This window comes from Hyphomicrobium sp. CS1BSMeth3, assembly GCF_900117415.1.
GTDB lineage: Bacteria > Pseudomonadota > Alphaproteobacteria > Rhizobiales > Hyphomicrobiaceae.
Genome location: NZ_FPEI01000004.1, coordinates 564,679 through 586,400, shown reverse-complemented (window position 1 = coordinate 586,400; position 21,722 = coordinate 564,679). Strand labels below are relative to the sequence as shown.

Annotated in this window: 16 protein-coding genes; 8 read left to right on the top strand and 8 right to left on the bottom strand. The window is 66.8% G+C overall.

The features are described 5' to 3' along the window. Window positions 1–265: 265 nt before the first annotated feature. Together CS1BSM3_RS06975 and CS1BSM3_RS06970 are read right to left on the bottom strand one after the other, a co-directional pair. A complete protein-coding gene (locus tag CS1BSM3_RS06975) occupies window positions 266–2,410 on the bottom strand; it encodes a DUF4139 domain-containing protein (protein ID WP_083528400.1) in 2,145 nt (714 codons plus the stop codon). A 151-nt stretch (window positions 2,411–2,561) separates the two neighbouring features. Beyond that, window positions 2,562–6,455: an AsmA family protein gene (locus CS1BSM3_RS06970; protein WP_083528398.1), complete on the bottom strand. Its 3,894-nt coding sequence runs from the start codon at window positions 6,453–6,455 to the stop codon at window positions 2,562–2,564. Window positions 6,456–6,710: 255 nt separating this feature from the next. Here CS1BSM3_RS06970 and CS1BSM3_RS06965 point away from each other — a divergent pair, with 255 nt between their 5' ends. Beyond that, on the top strand, window positions 6,711–7,508 hold the full coding sequence (locus tag CS1BSM3_RS06965; RefSeq protein ID WP_072386278.1) for an undecaprenyl-diphosphate phosphatase: 798 nt from the start codon (window positions 6,711–6,713) through the stop codon (window positions 7,506–7,508). On the opposite strand, the gene ptsN is transcribed toward CS1BSM3_RS06965, so the two are convergent. The 5 genes from ptsN to glyA all read right to left on the bottom strand — a co-directional run bounded on the left by ptsN (window position 7,505) and on the right by glyA (window position 12,315). Then, window positions 7,505–7,969, bottom strand: a complete 465-nt coding sequence (ptsN, locus tag CS1BSM3_RS06960; protein ID WP_072386277.1) for a PTS IIA-like nitrogen regulatory protein PtsN — start codon at window positions 7,967–7,969, stop codon at window positions 7,505–7,507. The genes CS1BSM3_RS06965 and ptsN overlap by 4 nt on opposite strands. Window positions 7,970–8,643: 674 nt before the next feature. Continuing rightward, the gene (locus CS1BSM3_RS06955; RefSeq protein ID WP_072386276.1) at window positions 8,644–9,117 is read right to left on the bottom strand and encodes an acyl-CoA thioesterase; all 474 of its coding nucleotides are present in this window, start codon (window positions 9,115–9,117) and stop codon (window positions 8,644–8,646) included. Further along, the gene (ribD, locus tag CS1BSM3_RS06950; protein ID WP_072386275.1) at window positions 9,114–10,256 is read right to left on the bottom strand and encodes a bifunctional diaminohydroxyphosphoribosylaminopyrimidine deaminase/5-amino-6-(5-phosphoribosylamino)uracil reductase RibD; all 1,143 of its coding nucleotides are present in this window, start codon (window positions 10,254–10,256) and stop codon (window positions 9,114–9,116) included. Before ribD ends, CS1BSM3_RS06955 begins: the two co-directional genes overlap by 4 nt. 4 nt (window positions 10,257–10,260) lie before the next feature. Next, window positions 10,261–10,782: a transcriptional regulator NrdR gene (nrdR, locus tag CS1BSM3_RS06945; RefSeq protein WP_072386274.1), complete on the bottom strand. Its 522-nt coding sequence runs from the start codon at window positions 10,780–10,782 to the stop codon at window positions 10,261–10,263. Between the two features lie 231 nt (window positions 10,783–11,013). Beyond that, window positions 11,014–12,315, bottom strand: a complete 1,302-nt coding sequence (glyA, locus tag CS1BSM3_RS06940) for a serine hydroxymethyltransferase (RefSeq protein WP_072386273.1) — start codon at window positions 12,313–12,315, stop codon at window positions 11,014–11,016. Between the two features lie 231 nt (window positions 12,316–12,546). Here glyA and CS1BSM3_RS06935 point away from each other — a divergent pair, with 231 nt between their 5' ends. The 7 genes from CS1BSM3_RS06935 (at window position 12,547) to CS1BSM3_RS06905 (ending at window position 21,251) form a co-directional block, all read left to right on the top strand. Then, window positions 12,547–13,398 carry an AAA family ATPase gene (locus tag CS1BSM3_RS06935; RefSeq protein WP_072386272.1) on the top strand — a complete coding sequence of 284 codons (852 nt, stop codon included), beginning with the start codon at window positions 12,547–12,549 and terminating at the stop codon, window positions 13,396–13,398. Window positions 13,399–13,510: 112 nt separating this feature from the next. Further along, entirely contained in the window at window positions 13,511–14,851 is a 1,341-nt protein-coding gene (aroA, locus tag CS1BSM3_RS06930) for a 3-phosphoshikimate 1-carboxyvinyltransferase (protein ID WP_072386271.1), read from the top strand. 45 nt (window positions 14,852–14,896) lie between these two features. Then, complete coding sequence (cmk, locus tag CS1BSM3_RS06925; RefSeq protein WP_072386270.1) at window positions 14,897–15,538, top strand: (d)CMP kinase; 642 nt, start codon at window positions 14,897–14,899, stop codon at window positions 15,536–15,538. A 309-nt stretch (window positions 15,539–15,847) separates the two neighbouring features. Continuing rightward, window positions 15,848–17,572 carry a 30S ribosomal protein S1 gene (rpsA, locus tag CS1BSM3_RS06920; protein WP_072386269.1) on the top strand — a complete coding sequence of 575 codons (1,725 nt, stop codon included), beginning with the start codon at window positions 15,848–15,850 and terminating at the stop codon, window positions 17,570–17,572. A 90-nt stretch (window positions 17,573–17,662) separates the two neighbouring features. Further along, window positions 17,663–18,853, top strand: coding sequence for a GNAT family N-acetyltransferase (locus CS1BSM3_RS06915; protein ID WP_072386268.1), 1,191 nt, complete (start codon window positions 17,663–17,665; stop codon window positions 18,851–18,853). A 40-nt stretch (window positions 18,854–18,893) separates the two neighbouring features. Continuing rightward, complete coding sequence (locus CS1BSM3_RS06910) at window positions 18,894–19,784, top strand: NAD(P)-dependent oxidoreductase (protein WP_244540444.1); 891 nt, start codon at window positions 18,894–18,896, stop codon at window positions 19,782–19,784. Between the two features lie 255 nt (window positions 19,785–20,039). Beyond that, window positions 20,040–21,251: an MFS transporter gene (locus CS1BSM3_RS06905; protein ID WP_072386266.1), complete on the top strand. Its 1,212-nt coding sequence runs from the start codon at window positions 20,040–20,042 to the stop codon at window positions 21,249–21,251. A gap of 12 nt (window positions 21,252–21,263) precedes the next feature. Here CS1BSM3_RS06905 and CS1BSM3_RS06900 read toward each other — a convergent pair whose 3' ends face one another. After that, complete coding sequence (locus tag CS1BSM3_RS06900; protein ID WP_072386265.1) at window positions 21,264–21,629, bottom strand: hypothetical protein; 366 nt, start codon at window positions 21,627–21,629, stop codon at window positions 21,264–21,266. Between the last annotated feature and the right edge of the window lie 93 nt (window positions 21,630–21,722).

The following is a 21,722-nucleotide window of genomic DNA, read 5'->3' as shown; positions in this document are numbered from 1 at the left end:
GCAAGAATGCGAAAGCGCCTCTTCCCAGCAGCCCGCGGCCAGAAAACAAAGCTACCGCCGTGGGGCGAGGGGATGCAATTGGCACCGGCGCGCGACGGTCATGAGCGCGCGACTGCGCGCCGGCCGGTAGGCCGTACCAGGAAGCCGAAACGCCTCTTCCCGGCAGCCCGCGGGATCATACGCTGCGCCATCGCTCTGACGGCCGCGGGCATAGCACAACAGGAGGGTTGCGAAGCACCTCTTCCCAGCAGCCCGCGGCAAGAAGCTAGAGACTCAATCCCTTCGCGATTTCCTCCGCCACAGTGCGGCGCGCGGCGATCTCGGCCTCGAGAAGCTGCTCGCTGCGCGCGATGACCGCGAGACGCTCCTCCTGCTGCTTGAGAGATTCGAGATAGCGGCGGCCGAGGTCGGAGTTGGCGCCGACGGAGCCGAGATTGCGGCGAATGCGCTCCTGGTCTTCGGCGATCTTCTTGCGCTCGGCTTCGAGCTGGCTGCGCTGGGCGCGCGCGCGGTTGATCTCGCCGATCGTCTCGCCGAGGCGCGCGGCGGCCGTCTTCAAGGCCGGCGTCTCGTTTTCGAGACCCTGGATCGTCGTCAGGATCTGCTCAGGCGCGAGCGACGTCAGCATGACGACGCGGCGGTCCGTGCGCTCGACGACGAGTTTCGACTTCGCCGTCTTGCCCTTGGGCGCATCGATCTTGAAGCGATAGCGCGTCGGTGTCTCCTCGATCTCCTGCTGGTCGGCGGAGGGCGTCCAGCCGGTGGCGCGCGGCTCCTCGACGATCACTTCGCGGTCTTCCTCGGTCGGCGGCGTCACTTCGTAGTTGATCGTGCGCCGCGAACGCGTGGTGATCGTGAGCTCGCCGTTGACGGACTTGCCGAGGGTAGTGCGCTGCACGCCCTGATCCTCGCGGCGGATGTCGGTCTTGGTGTCGAGCGCGAGCGTGACGAACTTGAAGGTGCCCTTGGGCAGCAGGGGAAGCTGCGCGTCACCGACGAAGTTGGTCGCGGCCTCGCCAGCGGTCTCGAAGGTCGTGACGATGCCGGCGGGGAGTGTGGCATCGCCGTCATTGCGCAGACGCACGGCGGCGAGCGGGCGGCGCGCGTGCGTGTCGGGCTGATAGAGCCACGTGCGCGAAGCGGCGACCTCGCGATCGAGGAACGGCACCATCATGGTGTGGCCGGTCGCGAGCGAGATGCGTGAGGGAAAGCGATAGAGGAGCTGGGTCGGTGCTTCCTCGGCTTCGGCCGCGATCGCGGCCGAGCCGAGCGTGTCGGGCACGGGCGGTGGGGGTGGTGCAGCGGCAGGGGCCTGAGCCTCGAAGGCGCGGCCGGAGCGGTAGCGCTGCGCTTCGGCCTGCTGGCGGGGTGCGACCATGCCGAGCATCGGCGCCGCGGCTTTCACGCGTGCATCGGCCGCGCGCGCAGAGGCCAAGCTGTCGCTGTCATCCTGCTTGGGCAGGATCGATTGCCCGGCTGTCACCGGCACCTCGATGCGGTTCGAGAAGAAGGCCGTGTAGAGCGCCTGACGGAGCGCGACCGGATTACCTGAGACGAGCGTCAGCTCGACGTCCTTCCAGTCGCCGCCCGTGAGATTTTCGACGACGGCCCAGCCTTGCAGCTTGGCGCGCCCGCCGTCCTTCGGCAGCACGAGGCGATACGATGTCTTCCACACGGGCGCGGCGACGACGTAGCTCAATGCAATGTCGCGCGTGCCTTCGCCGAGAATGTCGAGCGAGAGCCGGCGGCGCTCCTTCGCGCGGTTCTCCGAGAGGCCTTGCAGCGCGCGCTCGATCTGTGCGCGGGCCTGCGGATCGGTGAATTGCAGGGTCGTGACTTCCTCGAGCACGGCCTGCACGAGCCCGCTCTCGCTCATCAGGCTCAGGCGATGGCGCGTGAGCGTGCCGCCGTCGTTCGGCAGGCGGGTCTCGAAGGGCTCGACGCGGAACACGCGGCCCTTGGCACTGACCGGGCCGTTGATCTCGATCTCGCTGCCGACGAGCGCATTGAGCAGCGCGCTCGGCGAGCCGAGGGCTTCGGGCCCGAAGGGCAGGTCGCGGAAAAGCTCCTGGAGCGGTGCCTTGCCGGGGAGGCTCACGGCGCCGATGCCGCCCTCGCGATCGAACACGGTGAGGCTCTTCAGCAGATCATCGACCTGATCGAGGCGCACCGGAAGGTCGATGGTCGCACCGGCCGTAGCGGAGCCGGCGTGCGTGAACTGGGCGAGACCGATGCTCGACAGCACAACGCGGCGGAGCGGCAGCTCGTTGGCGGCGGCGGGCAGTGCGACGAGGCTTGCGAGAATGGCCGCGGCGGCAATGCGGCGGGCGCGGCGCGCGGAAGAAGCGCGGCGGATGGGGCGGGGCTTGAGCGCAGAATGGGGCGGTCGGGAAGGACTGCGACGCGACATGGACTTTCCTGAAATTGGCGCGGCCGGCGCAGGTGCCGGCGGCGCGTTTCCCTGAGCTATGAGCGGCCCCATTCAACGCGCGCACTTCGTCGGAATTGCAGCAGCCGGAATAAGTTGAGAAATGCTGCGTGTGGCGGCGCTGCAGGCGCGCTCAGTTCCCGCCCCAGAGCGAGGAGAAGGGATTGAAGGGCTGCTGCTTCGGCGGCGCCTTGCGCTTGGGGGCGGGCTGCGGTGGCGGGGCTGCCGCGGGCTCACCTGGGGCCGCGCCGGCCGGGCCCGCGCCCGGCGCCGGAGCACCATTTGCTTGCGGCCCCGCCGGTGTGGTGAGGGGTTGCCACGGTGATGGCTGGCCTGGCGGCGGGGCGGCGAGGCTTTCTCGCGCGCGCTCCGCTTCCTTCTGTCGCTCGGCCTCGAGTGCGCGCTGGCGTTCCGCTTCCAGGCGTGCGCGGTCCTCATCGAGGCGGCGCAGGCGTTCGAGCTCGTCGACCTCGCCCTCCATGCGCCGCACGCTCAGCTCGCGCTCGAGCGCATCGACCTGGACCTGAGGCTCGAGTGCGGCGAGCTTCGTGAGCGGGCCTGCCCACACGATCGTGACGGTCGGCAGGGGCCCGCGCGGCTTGGCGCCCGGACGCGGCGCGATATTGGCGCCGTCGAGCTTCCACTCGCTGTCGACGCGCTGGCTGTCGAGATCGAGGATCGTGGTGCCGGTGATGCGCCCGGTCTTGGTCTCGGCGACGATCGGTGCGGTGCGCACATGTCCGTCGGTCACCACGAGGGGAATGCGCCGCCGGCCGAGCGGAATGCGCTCGGCGCCGAGGCGCTCGCGGATGGCCTTTTCGAGATGCCCCGGCGCGAGCGAACCTTGAGGGGCGAGCACGGCCTCGCTCGCCTCCACGATGGCGCTCGGCGAGAGCCGGCTCAGGACGCCGTCCGTCAGGCGCACGTCGCCGGCGCCATTGAGCGAGGCGACGAGCCCGCGCGCAGTGAGGGCCGAACCCGTCACGTCGAGCGAAAGCTGGAGGCGACCGGCAAGAGGCGGCACCCGGCCGTCCTGTGTGGTGCTCGCGAGCTCGGCTGCGTCGATGCGCACGTTGCCTTTCAGCGCGGCGCCGGCCGGCGCCTTGGCGAGGATCACGCGCGCGTTCGCCTTGCCGCCGAGTGCTGCGGCCTCGACGAGACGGATGTCGAGCGTGCCTTGCTTGATCGTGCTTTCGAGACGGGCAGCGCGAAGTGCCACGCCATTCGCGACGATGAATTCGGGTGTGTCGAGGACGATGGTCCCTTCGAAGCCGTCGAGGCGATCGAAATCGAAAGGCGCTTCGGGCCACCAGGAGGTGGTATGCGCGCGTGCCTCGGGCGTGACCGCGGTGAGCGGGCGCTCGTCGAGGAGTGGAATGAGGGCGCGCGAAAGGTCGATGCGGCTTGCCGAGATGCGGGCGTCGAGGCGTTTCAGCGGCTTCGAGAAGTCGAGATCGAGGCTGCCTTTGAGCTGACCCTCCGCGAGGGAGAGATCATCGCTTTCGAGCTTGAGCCGCTTGTCCGTGAGCTGGATCGCGACGCGGCCCGCGACGGGCACGCCCGCGAGCCCGCTGCTGCGCCCGAGCGCCGTTGCCGCAACGAGATTGGCGAGATCCTCGGCCGAGAGCCGCATGGTTCCCGTGAGCTCGGGTGTGGCGCCAGCAGGTGCACTGAGACGGCCGCGCAGCTCGGCGCGCGCGCCTGCGCTATCGAGCGCGGCCAGTGTCTCGAAGCCATCGCCGAGCGTGCCGACGGCGGAGAGCGTGAGGCGCGCCGGCATGGGGATGCGACTTGCCACCGGTGCCGCCCAGCCATCGGGCGCGATCTGGGCGATGAGCGTGGTGATGGCAGGCGCATCACCCGTAAGGTCGATCTCGAGCGGCTGCGCGTTGAGCGTTGCGGCACGTTTCGGCGCGGTGAGCGTGGCCGAGACGCGGCTCTCGCCGAGCGCGCCATCGATGCTCAAGCGCGTGGCGCCGGGCAGCCCCTTCGGTGAGAGCTGCAGGCGGCCGGCGAGACGCAATGGTGAGATGCGGTCGAGCCGCTGGGGTTCGATGAAGCTCGTCGCCGGTACGTCGAGCCACGCGAGCAGATCCGTGAGGGCGGCACGATCGGGGCTGATGACGACGCCCGCGAGCGAGCCCGCGGGATCGGCATCATCGTTGCTCGCGAGACCGCCTTCGAGCTCGACCTGCCAGCCGGCAGCGCCGCTTGCCTTGAGGCGCGGCACCTGCCACGTGCGCCCATCCCAGGCCAATTCGGCATCGACGTCGTGGTAGACGGCGGCCTGCGTTGCGAGACGGCCGAAGCGAAGCTTGATGTCGATCGATGCGAGGCCGCCAGGGGGCTTGATCGTATCGGTGCGCGGTGCCGCCGTCGGAAAAGCGAGCGACGAGACGAGCGATTTCAGCAGCGCGCCGGGGCGCGGCTCGCTCGGCAGGAGTGCGCCGAAGTCGAACGAGGGGCCGTCGAGGGCGAGCGAGAGCACGGGGCCTGCGCCGGCCTTCGCATCGCTTCCTGTCGGAGCCTGCCGCCAGCTCGCATCGCCGCCGAGACGTCCGCCGGGAAGCTCCAGCCGGATCGCCTGGCCGGCAATGCGGCCCGGACCGATCGCAAGCTGGCCGTCGAGCGCGAATGGACCATCGCGCGCGATCTCGGGCGGCTGCCGGCCGCGCCCGGCCCAGGCGACAAAGCGGTTGAACGAGGCGCCGCGGAGCGTGACCGGGCCTTCGAACTCGGTCTCGGCCGCGCCCGGCGTGAGCTTGCCGCTCAGCACGAGGCGCGCACTGCCTGGAAGATTGCCGGAGAACTCGCGGATGTCGTAGCCGTCCCCGCCGCTCTTCTGCACCTCGAGCTTGAGGGCGCTGATCACGTCGCCATTGAGGGTCGCCTGGTCGAGGAGCAGGAGCGCGCGCAGCTTGTCCGCACCGGGCAGCGCGTCGCCGAGGCCGGAAACTATGCGCGCGAGCGTCGCGGTGGAAGCCGTGTTCGCATCGGTGCCGAGAATGCGATCGACGTCGATCCAGCGCGCATTGATGAGGATCTCGGCGGTCGTCTCCTTGCCCCAGGTGAACTTGGCGGCGCCATGCGCGAGCTGCGGTTTGTTGTCGGCGTCGAGCGTCAGCGTGAGCTCAGCGAGCTCTGCACTTGCCGTGTCGGCCTTGAACGTCGACTTGATCTCGACCATGGCAGGCGCGCCGGCCGAACGGTTGCGCGCAGCGACGGGGTCGCTCCTGACGAAGGGCGTACGGGCGGTGAGGTTCCCCTCGATGCGCATGCGCCCGAGGAGGTCGTGCGCCGTCGCGTCGATGGCCCAGCTCTGGTTGCGGGTGGGGACGCGGACCGTGCCCTTGAAGCGCACGCTGCCATCGGCATCCTGGCGCGCAGTGGAGAGACGGAGCTCGCGCACCTCGCGATCGGACTGCGCCGCTCCTGCCGCGCCAGGTGCCTCGGAAGCCTCGGCATAGGTGAGGTTCACGCGATAGGGGCCTTCGAGGGCGGCGGCCGAGATGGTTCCGGCGATCTTCTGGAACTGCGATTTGATGTTGCCCCTGGGCTCGCGGATCACGAGGGCGCCGTCGCTGATCGCGATGTCCTCGAACGTCACGCGCCCCGGCAGCCGCGCCTCGCCCTTGCGGTTCGCGAGGCTTGCCCAGTTGCCGCTGCCGTGCTCATCGAGAACGAGATTGAGGATCGGGGTCGTGAGCTCGACGCGGCGTGCCTCGATGGTGCCACTGAGGAGTGGTGAAAGCGCGAGCCGAACCGTTACGGCGTCGGCCTTGAAGAGGGGCTCGCCGATCGCCGCCGTCGTATCCGCAACCCGCAGGCGCTCGATGTGAATGTAGGGCACCGGGAGCAGGCGCACGTTGATCTTGCCGCCGATGCGGACCTCCCGACCGGCAAGACGCGAGGCCTCTTCCTCGATGGCGCCGCGGTAGCGGTCCCAGTCGGTCATGGCGGGGACGGCGAACAGCGCCGCGAGCGTCGCGACGACCAGGACGCCCAGAATGACCAATGCCCGCCTCATGATCGACGTATCATCTCCTCAATGCGCCGCAGCTACGGCAACACATCAAAATGACGCCCGTTGCGCTTCCGCCGGGCGTTGCCCTTTTGACCCACTTAATGACCAATTGCTGCAACAGTATACGACGTTTGGTCGCCGCCGTGCAGGCTTCGCATATGTGGTCATGCGAGACTATGCTCACAATTCGGCGAGCCGGCGACAGGCGAGGGGCGTCTGTGCCGTTTAAAGCACGCCATCCAGGGGGATCGTCGACGTATGCCAACATGGCAAGTGATCCTGCTCGGGCTCATCGAGGGCCTGACGGAGTTTATTCCGGTCTCCTCGACCGGGCATATCCTCCTGGCCGGCCATTTCCTCGGCTTCGATTCGCCTGAGAAGACCTTCGAGGTCCTCATCCAGCTCGGCGCCATCCTGGCGATCCTGACGGTGTATTCGGCCAAGCTCTGGCGCATGGCGATTGATTTGCCGCACGATCGGCGGACGCAGAAGTTTGTTGCCGCGGTCGTACTCGCCTTTTTGCCGGCTGCCGTCATCGGCGTGGCGCTGCATTCGCTGATCAAGCAGGTTCTCTTTGCTTCACCGATGCTCATCTGCGTGATGCTGATCCTCGGCGGTTTCGTGCTGCTCGCCGTCGACCGCGCGCGCCTCGAGCCGCGCGTTCACGAGGCCATGGACATCACACCCTGGCTCGCGCTCAAGATCGGCTTCTTCCAGTGCTTGGCGATGATCCCCGGCGTGTCGCGGTCGGGCGCGACCATTGTCGCCGCCATGCTCATGGGCACCTCGAAGCGGGCCGCGGCCGAATTCTCGTTCTTCCTCGCCATGCCGACCATGGCCGGCGCGTTCGCCTATGATCTCTACAAGACCCATGCCCAGCTCGATGCGGCGACCATCCGGGGCATCGCCCTCGGCTTCGTCGTTTCGTTCATCGCCGGCGTGATCGTCGTGCGCTACCTGCTCGACTTCGTGAGCCGTCACGGTTTTGCGCTGTTCGCGTGGTGGCGCATCATCCTCGGCGGTATCGGCCTCGGAGCGCTGCTGATCCTCGGTTAGGCGGCGTGGGAGGTCGCCGGCTCGGTGAGCACCGCGTGAAGCGTTGCGCGGTCGCGCGAGGCCTTGAGCTTCTCGATGGTCAGCGGGTCGCGCAGCAGGCGTGAGATGCGCGCCAGCGCCTTGAGATGATCGGCGCCGGCCTGCTCGGGCGCGAGCAGCAGGAAGACCAGCTCGACGGGCTCACCGTCCGTCGAGTCGAAGTCGATCGGCGCCTCGAGGCGCGCGAACAGGCAGAGAATGCGGTTAATGCCTGGCGGCTTGCCGTGCGGGATGGCGATGCCGCGGCCGAGGCCCGTGGAGCCCAGCCGCTCGCGCTGGAGCAGCGTCTCGAAGATGGTTCGCTCGTTGAGGCCGGTCAGCTCCGCCGCCTTCTGGGCGAGCTCGTGGAGCACCTGCTTCTTGCTCTTCGCCTTGAGGGAGGCGATGACGCCTTCCGGCTTGATCAGATCACCGAGGTCCATTTTTCTTCTCATTCCCCTCAGGTAGGTGCCTGAGCCGGCCCCGGGGAGGGGGCGGAGCACCGCCTATCGGTTCAAATTTCTGAATGTCGCGACCGCTGCCGAACCGTCTTAACCAGTCCAATTTCATGCATGAGCGATGCCAACGCTGGTTTCTGGCACGTCCGCGGTTCGGAACCATGGCGCCGAACAGACTGCGGGAGCCCTCGTTCTCCCCCAGATGGCCGTTTGGTCCTGGCTAGCGGCCCATAAGTTTCGTCTCTTCGCGTCACGCGGCCCGTCCTGATCCGGTCCAGTACAAAAACGCCATGACATCCAGCTTACAGCCGGACCCCACTTGCTTAATGTGTGCCAGTCCTAACGCGGTGCCGCCCCCCGGAATAGGCTCCTTCCGCCCCCCGCGGGACCTCTCCTGGGTCTCCCGCTCGGGGCCTGCCACCCGGCCTACTGTGCCGCGACTCCGATGCGGCGAGGAGTCTCCTTGCCCTCTGTACGCCGAGTCGGGTTGGGGGGCATACTTAGATCAGCGCGGATCGCACTGTCAAATGATCCGCAGAGGGGCGTTTCCGCCGCCGGTTTGCTCTCGAATGAGACTAATGAGCGTCTTTGCGCCGCCATGATAGGCAGCGGCGGCGCTTCTGCCGAAATTGGCGCCAGCCGGCGCGCTTATTCGGCGCTTATTCGAGGACGGCGGTGCCGGCCGTCTGGATCGGATAATAGCCGGCGTGATCGGTAATGCGGCCTGCGGCGCCGGCCTCGAAGCGCGCGCGCTCATCGACCGAGAGCGGCCGCTTTTTCCAGGTGGTGGGATCGACGGTGACGTAGACTACTTCGGCCGTGACGATGGTGTCGCGCGTGCCGGCGATCCTGAGCTCGAAACCGATCGTGACGGAGGTCGTCCCGAGACGCTTGGCGCCCACCGCGATCTCGAGCACGTCGTTGAAGCGCGCAGGCGCCGTCCACTCGATGAGCTGGCGCACCACCTGGATCTCGAGCGAGCCGTCGAAGGGATCGCGCCCGGGGAAGGTGGCGCGCAGGAACTCGGTCACGGCAAGGTCGACATAGTCGCCGTAGCGGGCGTTGAACACGACGTGCTGGGCGTCGCAATCCTGGTAGCGCACGCGCGTGTAGTAGCGGAACGGCGTCGTCATTCGCTTTCCCTGCGGAAGACGTGAAGGGTATCGGGACCGGCCATGCGGCGGGCGACGCAGACGAGGCGGTGAGCGGCAAAATGCTGCTCGAGATCGGGTCCCGCAACGGGAATGGTCGGGCCGGAACTCTTGACCGGGCTGACGGCGACGATCGCCTCGTCGACGAGGCCGGCAGCGAGGAATGCCGCCCACATTTCGGGGCCGCCCTCGACCAGAAGGCGCGTGACGCCGTTCCTGGCGAGGCGCGCGAGCAGCGTCGCGAGACCGATCCGGCTTGGGCCTTCGGGGTGGCTGTCGAACGTCACGTGGTCGCGATTGGTGGCATGGGGTGAAGCCGCGAGGTGGGCTTCGTCGGCACGCGTCGCGAGCCATACCTGCCGGAAACGGGCCTCGGGAAGCGTGTCGGCCGCCGAATAGACCTTGGCCGTGGCGGGTGTGCGCAGCGAGCCGTCGACGATGATGCGGCGCGGCGATCGATCGGTGAGGCCCGGCAAGCGGGATGTCAGCGCGGGGTCATCGGCGAGCACCGTGCCCGCGCCGACGAGGATCGCATCCGCCTCCGCGCGCAGCAGATGGGCATAGGCACGTGCCTCCGGACTCGTCACCCAGACAGGGGCGCCATTGCCCGCCGCGACGGCATGGCCGGCATCGAGCGCCATCTTGAGCTGCACGAATGGGCGCTGAGCCGTCTGCGCGAGAATATGGCCGAGTGTCACGAGGCGGGCTTCGTCGGCCTGCACGCCGATCTCGACTTTGATGCCGGCGTCACTGAGCTGGGCAAAGCCGCGGCCCGAGACGATCGGATTGGGATCGGGGATCGCGCAGACGACGCGCTTGAGGCCCGCCATCACCATCGCATCGGCGCAGGTCGGCAGGCGGCCGGTATGGGCGCAGGGCTCGAGCGTCAGATACATCGTGCGGCCGCGGGCGCGCTCCCCGGCGCGGCGCAGGGCTTCTTTCTCGGCGTGCGGCCGCCCGCCCGGCTGCGTCCAGCCGCGGGCGATGACCTCGCCCGTGCCCTCGTCGACGACGATCGCCCCGACGGACGGATTGGGCGCGGTCGTGCCAAGGCCCCGCCGCGCCATGCGCACGGCGATGTCCATCATGTGTCGGTCGAATTCGGCGGAAGAGGTCGGCATCACATTACTGCTTGTAGTCCACGCCGGGCTCGGCAGCCGGGGTTGCGGCCGGCGCATCGTCGTTGAGGCCAAGGGGCTGGCCGGCGATCTCGCCGAGCACCTCATGGAAGTCCGCCGCCTCGCGGAAGTCGCGGTAGACGGACGCAAAGCGCACATAGGCGACAGGATCGAGCGAGCGCAAGCCCTCCATGACGAGCTCGCCAATGGCCGAGGAGGTCACCTCGGTCTCGCCCATGCTCTCGAGCTGGCGCACGATGCCGGTCAGCATGCGCTCGATGCGCTCGGCGGCAACGGGGCGCTTTCTGACGGCGAGCTCGACCGAGCGCGAGAGCTTCTCGCGGTCGAAGCCGACGCGGCGGCCCGAGCGCTTGACCACGATGAGCTCGCGGAGCTGGACGCGCTCGAAGGTCGTGAAGCGGCCACCACAGTCGGGGCAGATGCGACGCCGACGGATGGCCGCGCCCTCCTCGGTCGGGCGGCTGTCCTTGACCTGGCTGTTCTCGCTCGCGCAGTACGGGCAGCGCATTGGGGCCTCCAAGTCGGGCTGAGGGGCCGGCTGCACCCGACCGCTCGCCAATGGCCGGGCGCCGTGCACTAGTGTGATGATCGAGAAATTCGTCGCATCTCGCGGCACGGTACGGAGCGAATTTCTCGATCTGAATCACACTAGCAAGATTAAGATTCTAGTGTCCCTTCAGATTCCGAAGTTCGCTCGCACCGCCAACATCGAGGGATGGCGAACTTCGGCATCGGGACACTACTCGTAGATCGGGAACCGGTCGCAAAGCGCGATGGCTTCCTCGCGCACGCGGTGCTCGACCTGGGCATCACCGGCATCGCCATTGCGGGCGAGGCCGTCCAGCACCTCGACGATCATCTTGCCGATCTGGCGGAACTCGCCCGTACCGAAGCCGCGCGTCGTGCCGGCCGGGGTGCCGAGGCGAACGCCCGACGTTACGAACGGCTTCTGCGGATCAAAGGGCACGCCATTCTTGTTGCACGTGATGTGGGCGCGCCCAAGCGCGATCTCGGACGCCTTGCCGGTGAGGTTCTTCGGGCGCAGATCGACGAGCAGGAGATGGTTGTCCGTGCCGCCGGCGACAATGTCGTAGCCGCCGGCCTTGATGGTCTCGGCGAGCACCTTCGCGTTGTCCACGACGGCCTTGGCGTAGGTCTTGAACGACGGCTGGAGGGCCTCGTGGAAAGCCACGGCCTTGGCCGCGATGATGTGCATGAGCGGGCCGCCCTGCAGGCCCGGGAAGACCGCCGAGTTGATCTTCTTGGCGATCTCCTCGTCATTGCTGAGGATGATGCCGCCGCGGGGCCCACGAAGGGACTTGTGCGTGGTCGTCGTCACGACATGGGCGTGCGGGACGGGCGAGGGGTGCACGCCGCCAGCCACGAGGCCGGCAATGTGGGCCATGTCGACCATCAGGTAGGCGCCGATGCTGTCGGCAATGGCACGAAAGCGGGCCCAGTCCCAGAAGCGCGAGTAGGCCGTGCCGCCGGCGAGGATCAGCTTGGGCTTGCTGGCCTTGGCGATGCGCTCGACCTCGTCCATGTCGATGAGCTGGTCTTCCTTGCGCACGCCGTAGGGCACGACCTTGAACCACTTGCCGCTCATGTTGACCGGCGAGCCGTGCGTGAGATGGCCGCCGGCATTGAGGTCGAGGCCCATGAAGGTATCGCCCGGCTGCAGGAACGCCAGGAACACGGCCTGGTTCATCTGGCTCCCAGAGTTCGGCTGGACGTTCGCGAACTTCGCACCGAAAAGCTTCTTGGCGCGCTCGATCGCGAGCGTCTCGATCTCGTCGACGTACTGGCAGCCGCCGTAATAGCGCTTGCCCGGATAGCCCTCGGCGTACTTGTTCGTGAGCACGGAGCCGGCGGCTTCGAGCACGGCCCGCGAGACGATGTTCTCGGACGCGATCAGCTCGATCTCGGTCTGCTGGCGGACGAGCTCACGACCGACCGAGCCGAATACCTCGGGATCGCTCTCGGCGAGGGACTGGGCGAAGAAGGGGTTCTGCGCTTTGTGCGCACGCACGGCGGTCGACATGGGCGGATCCCGGAGCGTTGAAGGAGTAAGAGTGCCTTTCGGCGGCCCTCTTAGCAGCGTTTCCGGGCTACGCCAATGGCTTGGGGCCGGTTGCTCCCGGTACGGTCAAGATGTGGGGCGCCACTCCCCAGGCACATGGCCGCATGTGGCGTGCGATGGTGGGTTCCGGTTGCCCCGGGAGGGCCGAACCCCTAATCTGCCGCGGTTTTTTGCGCCCAATCGAGAGGCTTCATGAAGTTCACGGGAAGCAAGTCCTACGTTGCAACCGACGATCTCAAGGTTGCAGTGAACGCGGCGATCACGCTCGAGCGTCCGCTCCTCATCAAGGGGGAGCCGGGGACCGGCAAGACCGTGCTTGCTCAGGAGGTCGCCAAGGCCCTCGGCGCGCCCCTCATCGAGTGGCACATCAAGTCGACCATCAAGGCCCAGCAGGGGCTTTACGAATACGACGCCGTCTCGCGCCTGCGCGACAGCCAGCTCGGCGACGAGAAGGTCAAGGACATCTCGAACTACATCAAGCGCGGCAAGCTCTGGGAGGCGTTCACGAGCGAGGTGCGCCCCGTGCTGCTGATCGACGAGATCGACAAGGCGGATATCGAGTTCCCGAACGACCTCCTCCAGGAGCTCGATCGCATGGAATTCTACGTCTACGAGACGGCTCAGACGATCAAGGCGACGAAGCGCCCGATCGTCATGATCACCTCGAACAACGAGAAGGAGCTGCCGGACGCCTTCCTGCGCCGCTGCTTCTTCCACTACATCAAGTTCCCCGATCCCGAGACCATGCGCGCGATCGTCGAGGTCCATTTCCCGGATCTCAAGGGCCGGCTCGTCGCCGAGGCGCTCAAGATCTTCTACGACATGCGCGAGGTGCCTGGCCTCAAGAAGAAGCCCTCCACCTCCGAGCTGCTCGACTGGATCAAGCTGCTCATGAACGAGGACATCGGCCCCGAGACCCTGCGCGAGACCGATCCGCGGAAGCTCATCCCGCCGCTGCACGGCGCGCTGCTGAAGAACGAGCAGGACGTGCACCTCTTCGAGCGGCTCGCCTTCATGTCGCGGCGCAAGGAAAGCCAGAATTAATTCGCGGCACGCTGTCAGGCGCTAGCCGACAGGCTATAAGCGGCAGTCAGGAAGCAGCGGACGGCCTGGGACCCAGATCTCGGGCCCATGATCGGGCATTGGCGGGCGGCTGATGAAAAAAGCATCAGGACAGGCAACACCTTTGACGGCCGGGCGCGCGGGCACGCTCAGCGGCACCGTGCGCGTGGCGGGCGACAAGTCGATCTCGCACCGCGCGCTCATGCTCGGCGCGATCGCCACGGGCGTGACGCGCATCCGCGGCCTGCTCGAAGGCGAAGACGTGATCGATACCGCGCGGGCGGTGACGGCGCTCGGCGCGCGGGCCCAGAAGAAGGGCGATGTCTGGGAGGTCACGGGCCGCGGCGTCGGTGGGCTTACGCAGCCGGCGGAAGCGATCGACTACGGCAACTCCGGTACGGGCGTGCGCCTCATGCTCGGGCTGGTTGCGGGACACCCGATCGAGGTCAAGTTCATCGGCGATGCCTCGCTCTCGCGCCGGCCCATGGGGCGGGTGCTGAAGCCGCTGCGCCAGATGGGGCTCGAGGTCGTGGACGACAAGGAGACCCTGCCGCTGACCGTGCGCGGATCGGATCAGCTCGTGCCCATGGAGTACGTGCTGCCGGTGCCGAGCGCGCAGGTGAAAAGCGCGATCCTTCTCGCGGGCCTTCATGCGGCGGGCGAGACGACGGTCGTCGAGAAAGAGGCGACGCGCGACCACACGGAGCGGATGCTGCGCTATTTCGGCGCCGAGGTGCGGACGCAGAAGACGGCGAACGGCACGCGCATCACGGTGAAGGGCGATGCGGAGCTTGAGGGGCGGCCGGTCACCGTGCCGGGCGATCCGTCCTCGGCGGCCTTCCTCATTGCGGCGGCCGTGCTGGTTCCGGACTCGGACGTGACCGTCGAGGGCATTCTCTACAACCCCACGCGGACCGGGTTCTATAAGACGCTGCAGGAAATGGGCGCGGACATCACGCTCCTGAACATGCGCGAGGAAGGCGGCGAGCCGATCGCCGACGTTCGTGCGCGCGGTGGCAAGCGTCTCAAGGGTGTGCGCGTGCCGCCCGAGCGCGCACCTTCCATGATCGACGAGTATCCCGTGCTCGCGGCCGTGGCGGCCTTTGCCAAGGGCGCAACGCGCATGGAGGGGCTGGCCGAGCTGAAGGTGAAGGAGAGCGACCGTCTTGCGGCGACGGCCGCCGGCCTTGCCGCGAACGGCGTCGAGGCCAAGATCGAGGGCGACACGCTGATCGTCACGGGGAGCAAGAGCGTGCCGGGCGGCGGCACGGTCGCGACGCATCTGGATCACCGCATTGCCATGGCCTTCCTGACGCTCGGGCTCGTGAGCGAGAAGCCCGTGACGGTGGACGACAGCCGCATGATCGCGACGAGCTTCCCGGAGTTCCGCGGGCTCATGGAGCAGCTCGGCGCACGCTATGAAGCCGGAGCCTGAGGCAGTGACGGGGCCGCTCCTGGACGCAAATTGGGTGCTGGGGCCATGATCATTGCCATCGACGGCCCGGCAGCTTCCGGCAAAGGCACGCTCGCGCAGCGTATTGCCGGCCACTTCGGCTATGTCTGGCTGGATACGGGCCTGCTCTACCGGGCCGTCGCGCGGGATGTGTTTGCGGCCGGGGCCGATCTCGAGGATGCGGAGGCTGCGGCGCGGGCTGCGGCGGCGCTCGATGCGACATCGCTCGGCGACGCGGCCCTGAGATCGACGGCGGTCGGCGAGGCGGCCTCGGTGGTGGCGAAGCATCCGGCCGTCAGGGCGGCGCTTCTGGATTTCCAGCGGAATTTTGCCAGAACGCCACCCGGTGCCGTGCTCGACGGGCGGGATATCGGCACCGTCATCTGCCCCCATGCCGACGTTAAGATTTTTGTCACGGCGGACGTCGAGGTCAGGGCCCGGCGGCGCTTCGAGGAGTATGTCCGGCGGGGCGAGAACGTGACCTACGAGGAGGTGGTGGAAGTCATCCGCCAGCGCGATGCCCGCGATGCGAGCCGGGCGGCCGCCCCCCTCCTGCAGGCGCCGGACGCCGTGCTCCTCGATACGACGGAAATGGACATCGAGGCTGCCTTCGAGGCCGCACTGGCCATCATTTCCCACGTCACGAGCGGGCGTTCAGCACCCTGCTGACCCTTGCTTTCGGGTCTGCAAAGCGCTATTTGACCACTGCTCCACCTACCCCGGACTGATCAAGAGGAAGATCAGCCAGCCCGGCCTGCCGAGATGGCGGGCCAAATCTTGAGCTGCGGGCCCTGCCCTCCGCCGGTGGCACTCGAGCACACAAGCCAGAACAACCGACGAAGCTTCGGGGGTTGGCGCATGGCCGTTTGGGGCCGCGCAGTACCCCCCCCCCATAAGCGTCGTTCCGACTTCGAACACACGGGCGACGGACCACGGTCCGGCTGGCCCGTATCCCGCATTCAACAGAATGGAGCCTGAATGACCACGACTGCTGCACCGAATGAGATGAACCCCTCGCGGGCCGACTTCGAGGCCCTGCTGAACGAGAGCTTTTCCGGCAATGGCGCCTTCGAGGGCCAGGTCGTAAAGGGCAAGATCACGGCGATCGAGAAGGATCTCGCCGTCATCGACGTCGGCCTCAAGATGGAAGGCCGCGTCGCGCTGAAGGAGTTCGGCGCCTCCGGCCGCAACAGCGACCTGAAGGTCGGCGACGAGGTTGAGGTCTACCTGGAGCGCGTCGAGAATGCGCTCGGTGAGGCTGTTCTTTCGCGCGACAAGGCGCGTCGGGAAGAGAGCTGGACCCGTCTCGAGAAGAAGTTCGAGGCCAACGAGAAGGTCGAGGGCGTCATCTTCAACAAGGTCAAGGGCGGCTTCACCGTCGACCTCGACGGTGCCGTGGCGTTCCTCCCCGGTTCGCAGGTGGACATCCGTCCCGTGCGCGACATCGGCCCGCTCATGAACGTGCCGACGCAGTTCCAGATCCTCAAGATGGACCGCCGCCGCGGCAACATCGTCGTCTCGCGCCGCTCCGTGCTCGAGGAGACGCGGGCCGAGCAGCGGACCGAGATCGTCGCTCGCCTCGCTGAGGGCCAGGTCATCGACGGCGTGGTCAAGAACATCACCGATTACGGTGCGTTCATCGATCTCGGCGGCATCGACGGCCTGCTGCACGTCACCGACATGGCATGGCGCCGCGTCAATCACCCGAGCGATGTCGTCAACGTCGGCGACACCGTGAAGGTGCAGATCATCCGCATCAACCCGGATACGCAGCGCATCAGCCTCGGTATGAAGCAGCTCCAGTCCGATCCGTGGCAGGGCATCGAGGCCAAGTATCCGGTCGGCGCGCGCTTCACGGGCACCATCACGAACATCGCCGACTACGGTGCGTTCGTCGAGCTGGAGCCGGGCGTCGAGGGCCTCATCCACGTCTCGGAGATGAGCTGGACGAAGAAGAACACGCACCCCGGCAAGATCGTCTCGACGAGCCAGCAGGTGGACGTGCAGGTTCTCGAGGTCGACCCCAACAAGCGCCGCATCAGCCTCGGTCTCAAGCAGACCCAGGAGAACCCGTGGGACGGCTTCCTCACGACGCACCCGAAGGGTTCGATCGTCGAGGGCCCGGTGCGCAACATCACCGAGTTCGGCCTGTTCATCGGTCTCGATGGCGGCGTCGACGGCATGGTCCATCTCTCCGACCTCGACTGGAACAAGTCGGGCGACGAGGCGATCAAGGACTACAAGAAGGGCGACAACGTCAAAGCCGTGGTGCTCGACGTCGACAGCGCCAAGGAGCGCATCTCGCTCGGCATCAAGCAGGTCGCCGGCGACCCGCTCGACACGATCGCCAAGTTCAAGAAGGGCGATCCGGTCACCTGCGAGGTCATCGCTGTCGAAGCCAATGGCGTCCAGGTGCGTATTGCCGACACCGACATCACGACCTACGTCAAGCGTTCGGACCTCTCGCGCGACCGCTCCGAGCAGCGGCCTGAGCGGTTCAATGTCGGCGACAAGGTCGATGCGGCGGTGATCAGCGTCGACAAGACGACACGGCGCATCCAGGTCTCGATCAAGGCCCTCGAGATCGCCGAGGAGAAGCAGGCCGTTGCCCAGTACGGCTCGACGGACTCGGGCGCCTCGCTCGGCGATATCTTCAAGGCTGCTCTGAAGCGTCGCGAGGGTGGCGGCGAGGAAGAGAAGTAATATTCTATAGGTCGATACGGGCGCCGCGGACGTGCCACGTTCGCGGCGCCTTTTTGTTGGGCGAGGATCGAAGCAGCAGCGCAGGGAGAAGTGCCCGTGAGTGCTGAGCCGAGTGCCGAGCCGCACATCCGTGTGCATCCCGCGATCGAGAGTATCGACGCCGCTGCCTGGGACGCGCTCGCGAACCCGGATCCAGCCACGCTCAATCCGTTCATCACGCACGCCTTCCTCCTGGCGCTCGAGCGCTCGGGCTCCGTCGGCCGCCGCACGGGCTGGTCGCCCTGTCATCTGGCGCTCGAGCAGGACGGCGCGATCACCGGCGTCGCGCCCTGCTACCTGAAGAGCCACAGCAAGGGCGAGTACGTGTTCGACTACGGCTGGGCCGAGGCCTACGAGCGGGCCGGCGGGCGCTACTATCCCAAGCTCCAGATGGCCGTGCCGTTCACGCCCGTGCCGGGCCGGCGCTTCCTCGTCGGCGCAGGTGAGGGGGCGGAAGCGCGCGAGCAGATGCTGGTCGCCGGCGCGGCCGCGCTCGCGAAGGAGACCAATGCCTCATCGGTACATGCGACCTTTCTCACGGAAGATGAGTGGTCGCGGATCGGCGCGGGCTCGGGCTGGCTCCGGCGCACGGACCAGCAGTTCCACTGGCAGAATGCCGACTACGCGACCTTCGACGATTTTCTCGCGAGCCTTGCCTCGCGCAAGCGCAAGGCCGTGCGCAAGGAGCGCGCGGAGGCGCAGGGCATTCCGGGTCTCGCCATCGAGCACGTCACCGGGCGCGAGATCACGGAGGCGCACTGGGATGCCTTCTTCGACTTCTACATGGAGACGGGGAGCCGCAAATGGGGACGGCCCTATCTCAATCGCAAATTCTTCTCGCTGCTCGGCGAGGCCATGGGCGACCGCTGCCTGCTCGTGATGGCGCGGCGCGGCGATCAGTACGTCGCGGGCGCGCTGAACCTCATCGGCGGGGACTGCCTCTATGGCCGCTACTGGGGCGCGGTCGAGCATCATCCCTTCCTGCACTTCGAGCTCTGCTACTACCAGGCCATCGAAATCGCGATCGCGAGGAAACTCGCGCGCGTCGAGGCGGGTGCTCAGGGTGAGCACAAGCTCGCGCGCGGCTACATGCCGACGCCGACCTATTCCGTGCACTGGATTGCAGATCCGGGTTTCCGCCGCGCCGTAGAGCGGTATCTTGTCGAGGAGCGGGATTTCATGGCGCAGCAGCGGCTTGCGCTCGCCGAGTATGGCCCGTACCGAAAAGACGCGTGCGACTGATACCGGCGCCGCATCGAGGAATAAAAAGCAGGAGGGGAAAATGACAATCTCGACGATCGGCTTCATCGGCCTTGGCGTCATGGGCGAAGCCATGTGCCGGAACCTCGCGCGCAAGGGCACGTGGAAGGTCATCGCCTTCGATCAGCGCCAGGAGCCGCTCGAGCGCCTCAAGGCCGACAACGTCGGCATCGCGACGTCACTGCGCGGGCTCGCGCAGGCGGCGGACGTGATCCTCATGTGTCTGCCCGGCGGGCGCGAGGTCGAGATCGTCACGCAGGGCGCCTCGGGGCTCGTCGCGCTCATGCGCACGGGCCAGACGCTCGTCGACATGTCGACGGCGCCGCCAGCGCTCATGCGCAAGCTCGCCGCCGATCTCGCCGCCAAGGGCGCGGACTTCGCCGATGCGCCGATCGCGCGCACGCGTCGAGCTGCGGTGGACGGAACGCTCTCGATCATGGTCGGCGGATCGGCCGAAGTGTTCGCGCGCATCAAGCCGGTGCTCGAGACCATGGGCAACGAGATCACGCATTGCGGCGAGGTCGGTGCGGGGCAGGTCGTGAAGATCATGAACAACATGGTCGTGTTTGAGACGACCATGGCCGTGGCGGAGGCGCTCTCGATCGCGGAAGCCTCGGGCGTCGACGGCAAGCTGCTGCTTGAGACCATGTCCAAGGGATCGGCCGACAGCTTCGTGCTGCGCAATCACGGCATGAAGCATCTGCTGCCGCAGGACTATCCCGAGGGCGCCTTCTCCGTGCGCTACGCGCAGAAGGACCTTTCGTACGCGCGGGAGCTCGCGAAGGCGGCCGGCATCAAGGCGCGCGGTGCCGATCTCGTGGCAACGCTCTTCGACGAGGCGATCATGGCCGGCGACGGCGAGCGCTACACGCCCGTCATTCGCAAGGTGATGAAGGATGAGGGTGGGGCCTAAAATAGTCCCTTCTCCCCGTTCTTACGGGGAGAAGGTTAGGATGAGGGGCAGCAAACATGCTGACGTTTGCGTATGCCGCCGCCCCTCACCCTAACCCTCTCCCCGCAGGCGGGGAGAGGGGATTGGGAGCCGAAGGGGCGGCAGCCCTTCCCGCACCTTAGGCGCGACCGTCGAGGGCACCCGCCTTGCGAAATCTGCGGTTGACGCCATTAGCGACGCGGCGCAGCGTCCGTCGGCACTTTCAGGGGGCTCCCCATGACCGACCACCGCCCGGCCGATCCGCGCGCCGTTCACTCGGCTGTGCAGTTCCTCATGACGCTGCATTTCATCAACTGGCTCGGCTTTGCCGGCTGGAATGCGCTCCTGCACAACTACACCATCCAGGCGGTGGGCTTCGGCTGGTTCGAGGCGGGCCTCACGCAGACCGTTCGCGAGATCCCGGGCTTTCTCGCGTTCACTGTCGCCTTCTGGCTCATGATCATGCGCGAGCAGGTGCTCGGCTACATCGCGCTCGTACTTCTCGGTCTCGGTGTTGCGCTGACCGGTACGAATCCGACGCTCATGGGCGTGCTGATGGCGACCTTCATCATGTCGGTCGGCTTCCACTACTTCGAGACGACGAACACATCGCTGCAGCTTCAGCTCCTTCCGAAGGCACAGGCGCCCTCGCTCATCGGGCGCATCATCAGCGCGGGCGCGGCGGCGCAGTTCATCGCGTACGGCAGCCTCGCGATCGTGTGGTGGTTCGGCTGGCACAACTTCACGGCGCTCTATGCCATCCTCGGGCTGTCGTGCGCCGTGCTGACCGTCTGCGCCATGTTCCACTTCAAGCGCTTCGAGGGGCCGGTGCGCCAGCGCGCCGGGCTCGTCGTGCGCAAGCGCTATGGCCTCTATTACGCGCTGACCTTCATGAGCGGCGCGCGGCGCCAGCTCTTCATGGCCTTCGGCGGCTTCCTGCTCGTGAAGAAGTTCGGCTACTCGGTCGCCGATATGGCCATGCTCATGCTGGTCACCTCCTCGCTCAACACGTTCTTCGCGCCGCGCCTCGGCCGGCTCGTGCAGAAGTGGGGCGAGCGCAATACGATCATGCTCGAGAACAGCGTGCTGATCTGCGTGTTCATCGGCTACGCGATGACGAACAGCGCGCATGTGGCGGCGGGGCTCTTCATCATCGACGGCATCTTCTTCACGCTCATCCTGGCGCAGAAGACCTACTTCCAGAAGATCGGTGATCCCGCGGACATGGCGGCGACGGCCTCGGTTGCCTTCACGATCAACCACATTGCGGCTGTCGCGATTCCGGTGAGCTTCGGCCTGCTCGGCGCGATCGACTACTCGATCATCTTCTGGCTCGGCGCGTGCATTGCCTTCACGTCGCTCATGCTGTCGCTGCTCGTGCCGCTCGATCCCGCGCCCGGGCGCGAGACCGTGCTCGCACGACCGAGAGCCGCCCAGCCGGCGGAGTAAGGTGGCAAATCTCTACGCTGATTTGACCAGCATGTGGGTCAGCGCGCCCGTGGCGCCTAGTATCATGATGATGCCGACTGTCGCTCTCTGACGAAACGCCAGAGGTTCGGAGAGATCGCCTTCGAGCCCACAGTACGAGGGTATTTCTTTCAGCTCCACGCCGATCCAGCGAATTCGTCCGACGCCCAGACGAACCAGACCGTCGTTCACAATCAGAAGCCAATTCGCCCACAGAAAAGCGATGAGGAAGTAGCCGCCTGATGTCGACCCGAAGACATCCAGAGCCTGCGATCCCGTCTTTCCCACAATGGTGTATGCTACGACACACGATAGAATCGTGGGAAGCGATGACACTAAGACCAGAAACAGCACTCTCATGGAGAGGTTCGCTTGTGCAAATCTGCAGGTAGCGTCGTCGCTGAGCTTCTTCAGGACATTGGATGGAAGATCGACAATTTTCCGCTAACTTCC

Coding starts and splice junctions, on each gene's coding strand:
- CS1BSM3_RS06965 (WP_072386278.1), top strand. CDS start 6,711: ATGCCAACATGGCAAGTGATCCTGCTCGGGCTCATCGAGGGCCTGACG.
- CS1BSM3_RS06905 (WP_072386266.1), top strand. CDS start 20,040: ATGACCGACCACCGCCCGGCCGATCCGCGCGCCGTTCACTCGGCTGTG.
- ptsN (WP_072386277.1), bottom strand. CDS start 7,969: ATGGACCTCGGTGATCTGATCAAGCCGGAAGGCGTCATCGCCTCCCTC.
- cmk (WP_072386270.1), top strand. CDS start 14,897: ATGATCATTGCCATCGACGGCCCGGCAGCTTCCGGCAAAGGCACGCTC.
- CS1BSM3_RS06910 (WP_244540444.1), top strand. CDS start 18,894: ATGACAATCTCGACGATCGGCTTCATCGGCCTTGGCGTCATGGGCGAA.
- CS1BSM3_RS06935 (WP_072386272.1), top strand. CDS start 12,547: ATGAAGTTCACGGGAAGCAAGTCCTACGTTGCAACCGACGATCTCAAG.
- CS1BSM3_RS06975 (WP_083528400.1), bottom strand. CDS start 2,410: ATGTCGCGTCGCAGTCCTTCCCGACCGCCCCATTCTGCGCTCAAGCCC.
- CS1BSM3_RS06955 (WP_072386276.1), bottom strand. CDS start 9,117: ATGACGACGCCGTTCCGCTACTACACGCGCGTGCGCTACCAGGATTGC.
- CS1BSM3_RS06900 (WP_072386265.1), bottom strand. CDS start 21,629: ATGAGAGTGCTGTTTCTGGTCTTAGTGTCATCGCTTCCCACGATTCTA.
- nrdR (WP_072386274.1), bottom strand. CDS start 10,782: ATGCGCTGCCCGTACTGCGCGAGCGAGAACAGCCAGGTCAAGGACAGC.
- glyA (WP_072386273.1), bottom strand. CDS start 12,315: ATGTCGACCGCCGTGCGTGCGCACAAAGCGCAGAACCCCTTCTTCGCC.
- CS1BSM3_RS06970 (WP_083528398.1), bottom strand. CDS start 6,455: ATGAGGCGGGCATTGGTCATTCTGGGCGTCCTGGTCGTCGCGACGCTC.
- aroA (WP_072386271.1), top strand. CDS start 13,511: ATGAAAAAAGCATCAGGACAGGCAACACCTTTGACGGCCGGGCGCGCG.
- rpsA (WP_072386269.1), top strand. CDS start 15,848: ATGACCACGACTGCTGCACCGAATGAGATGAACCCCTCGCGGGCCGAC.
- ribD (WP_072386275.1), bottom strand. CDS start 10,256: ATGCCGACCTCTTCCGCCGAATTCGACCGACACATGATGGACATCGCC.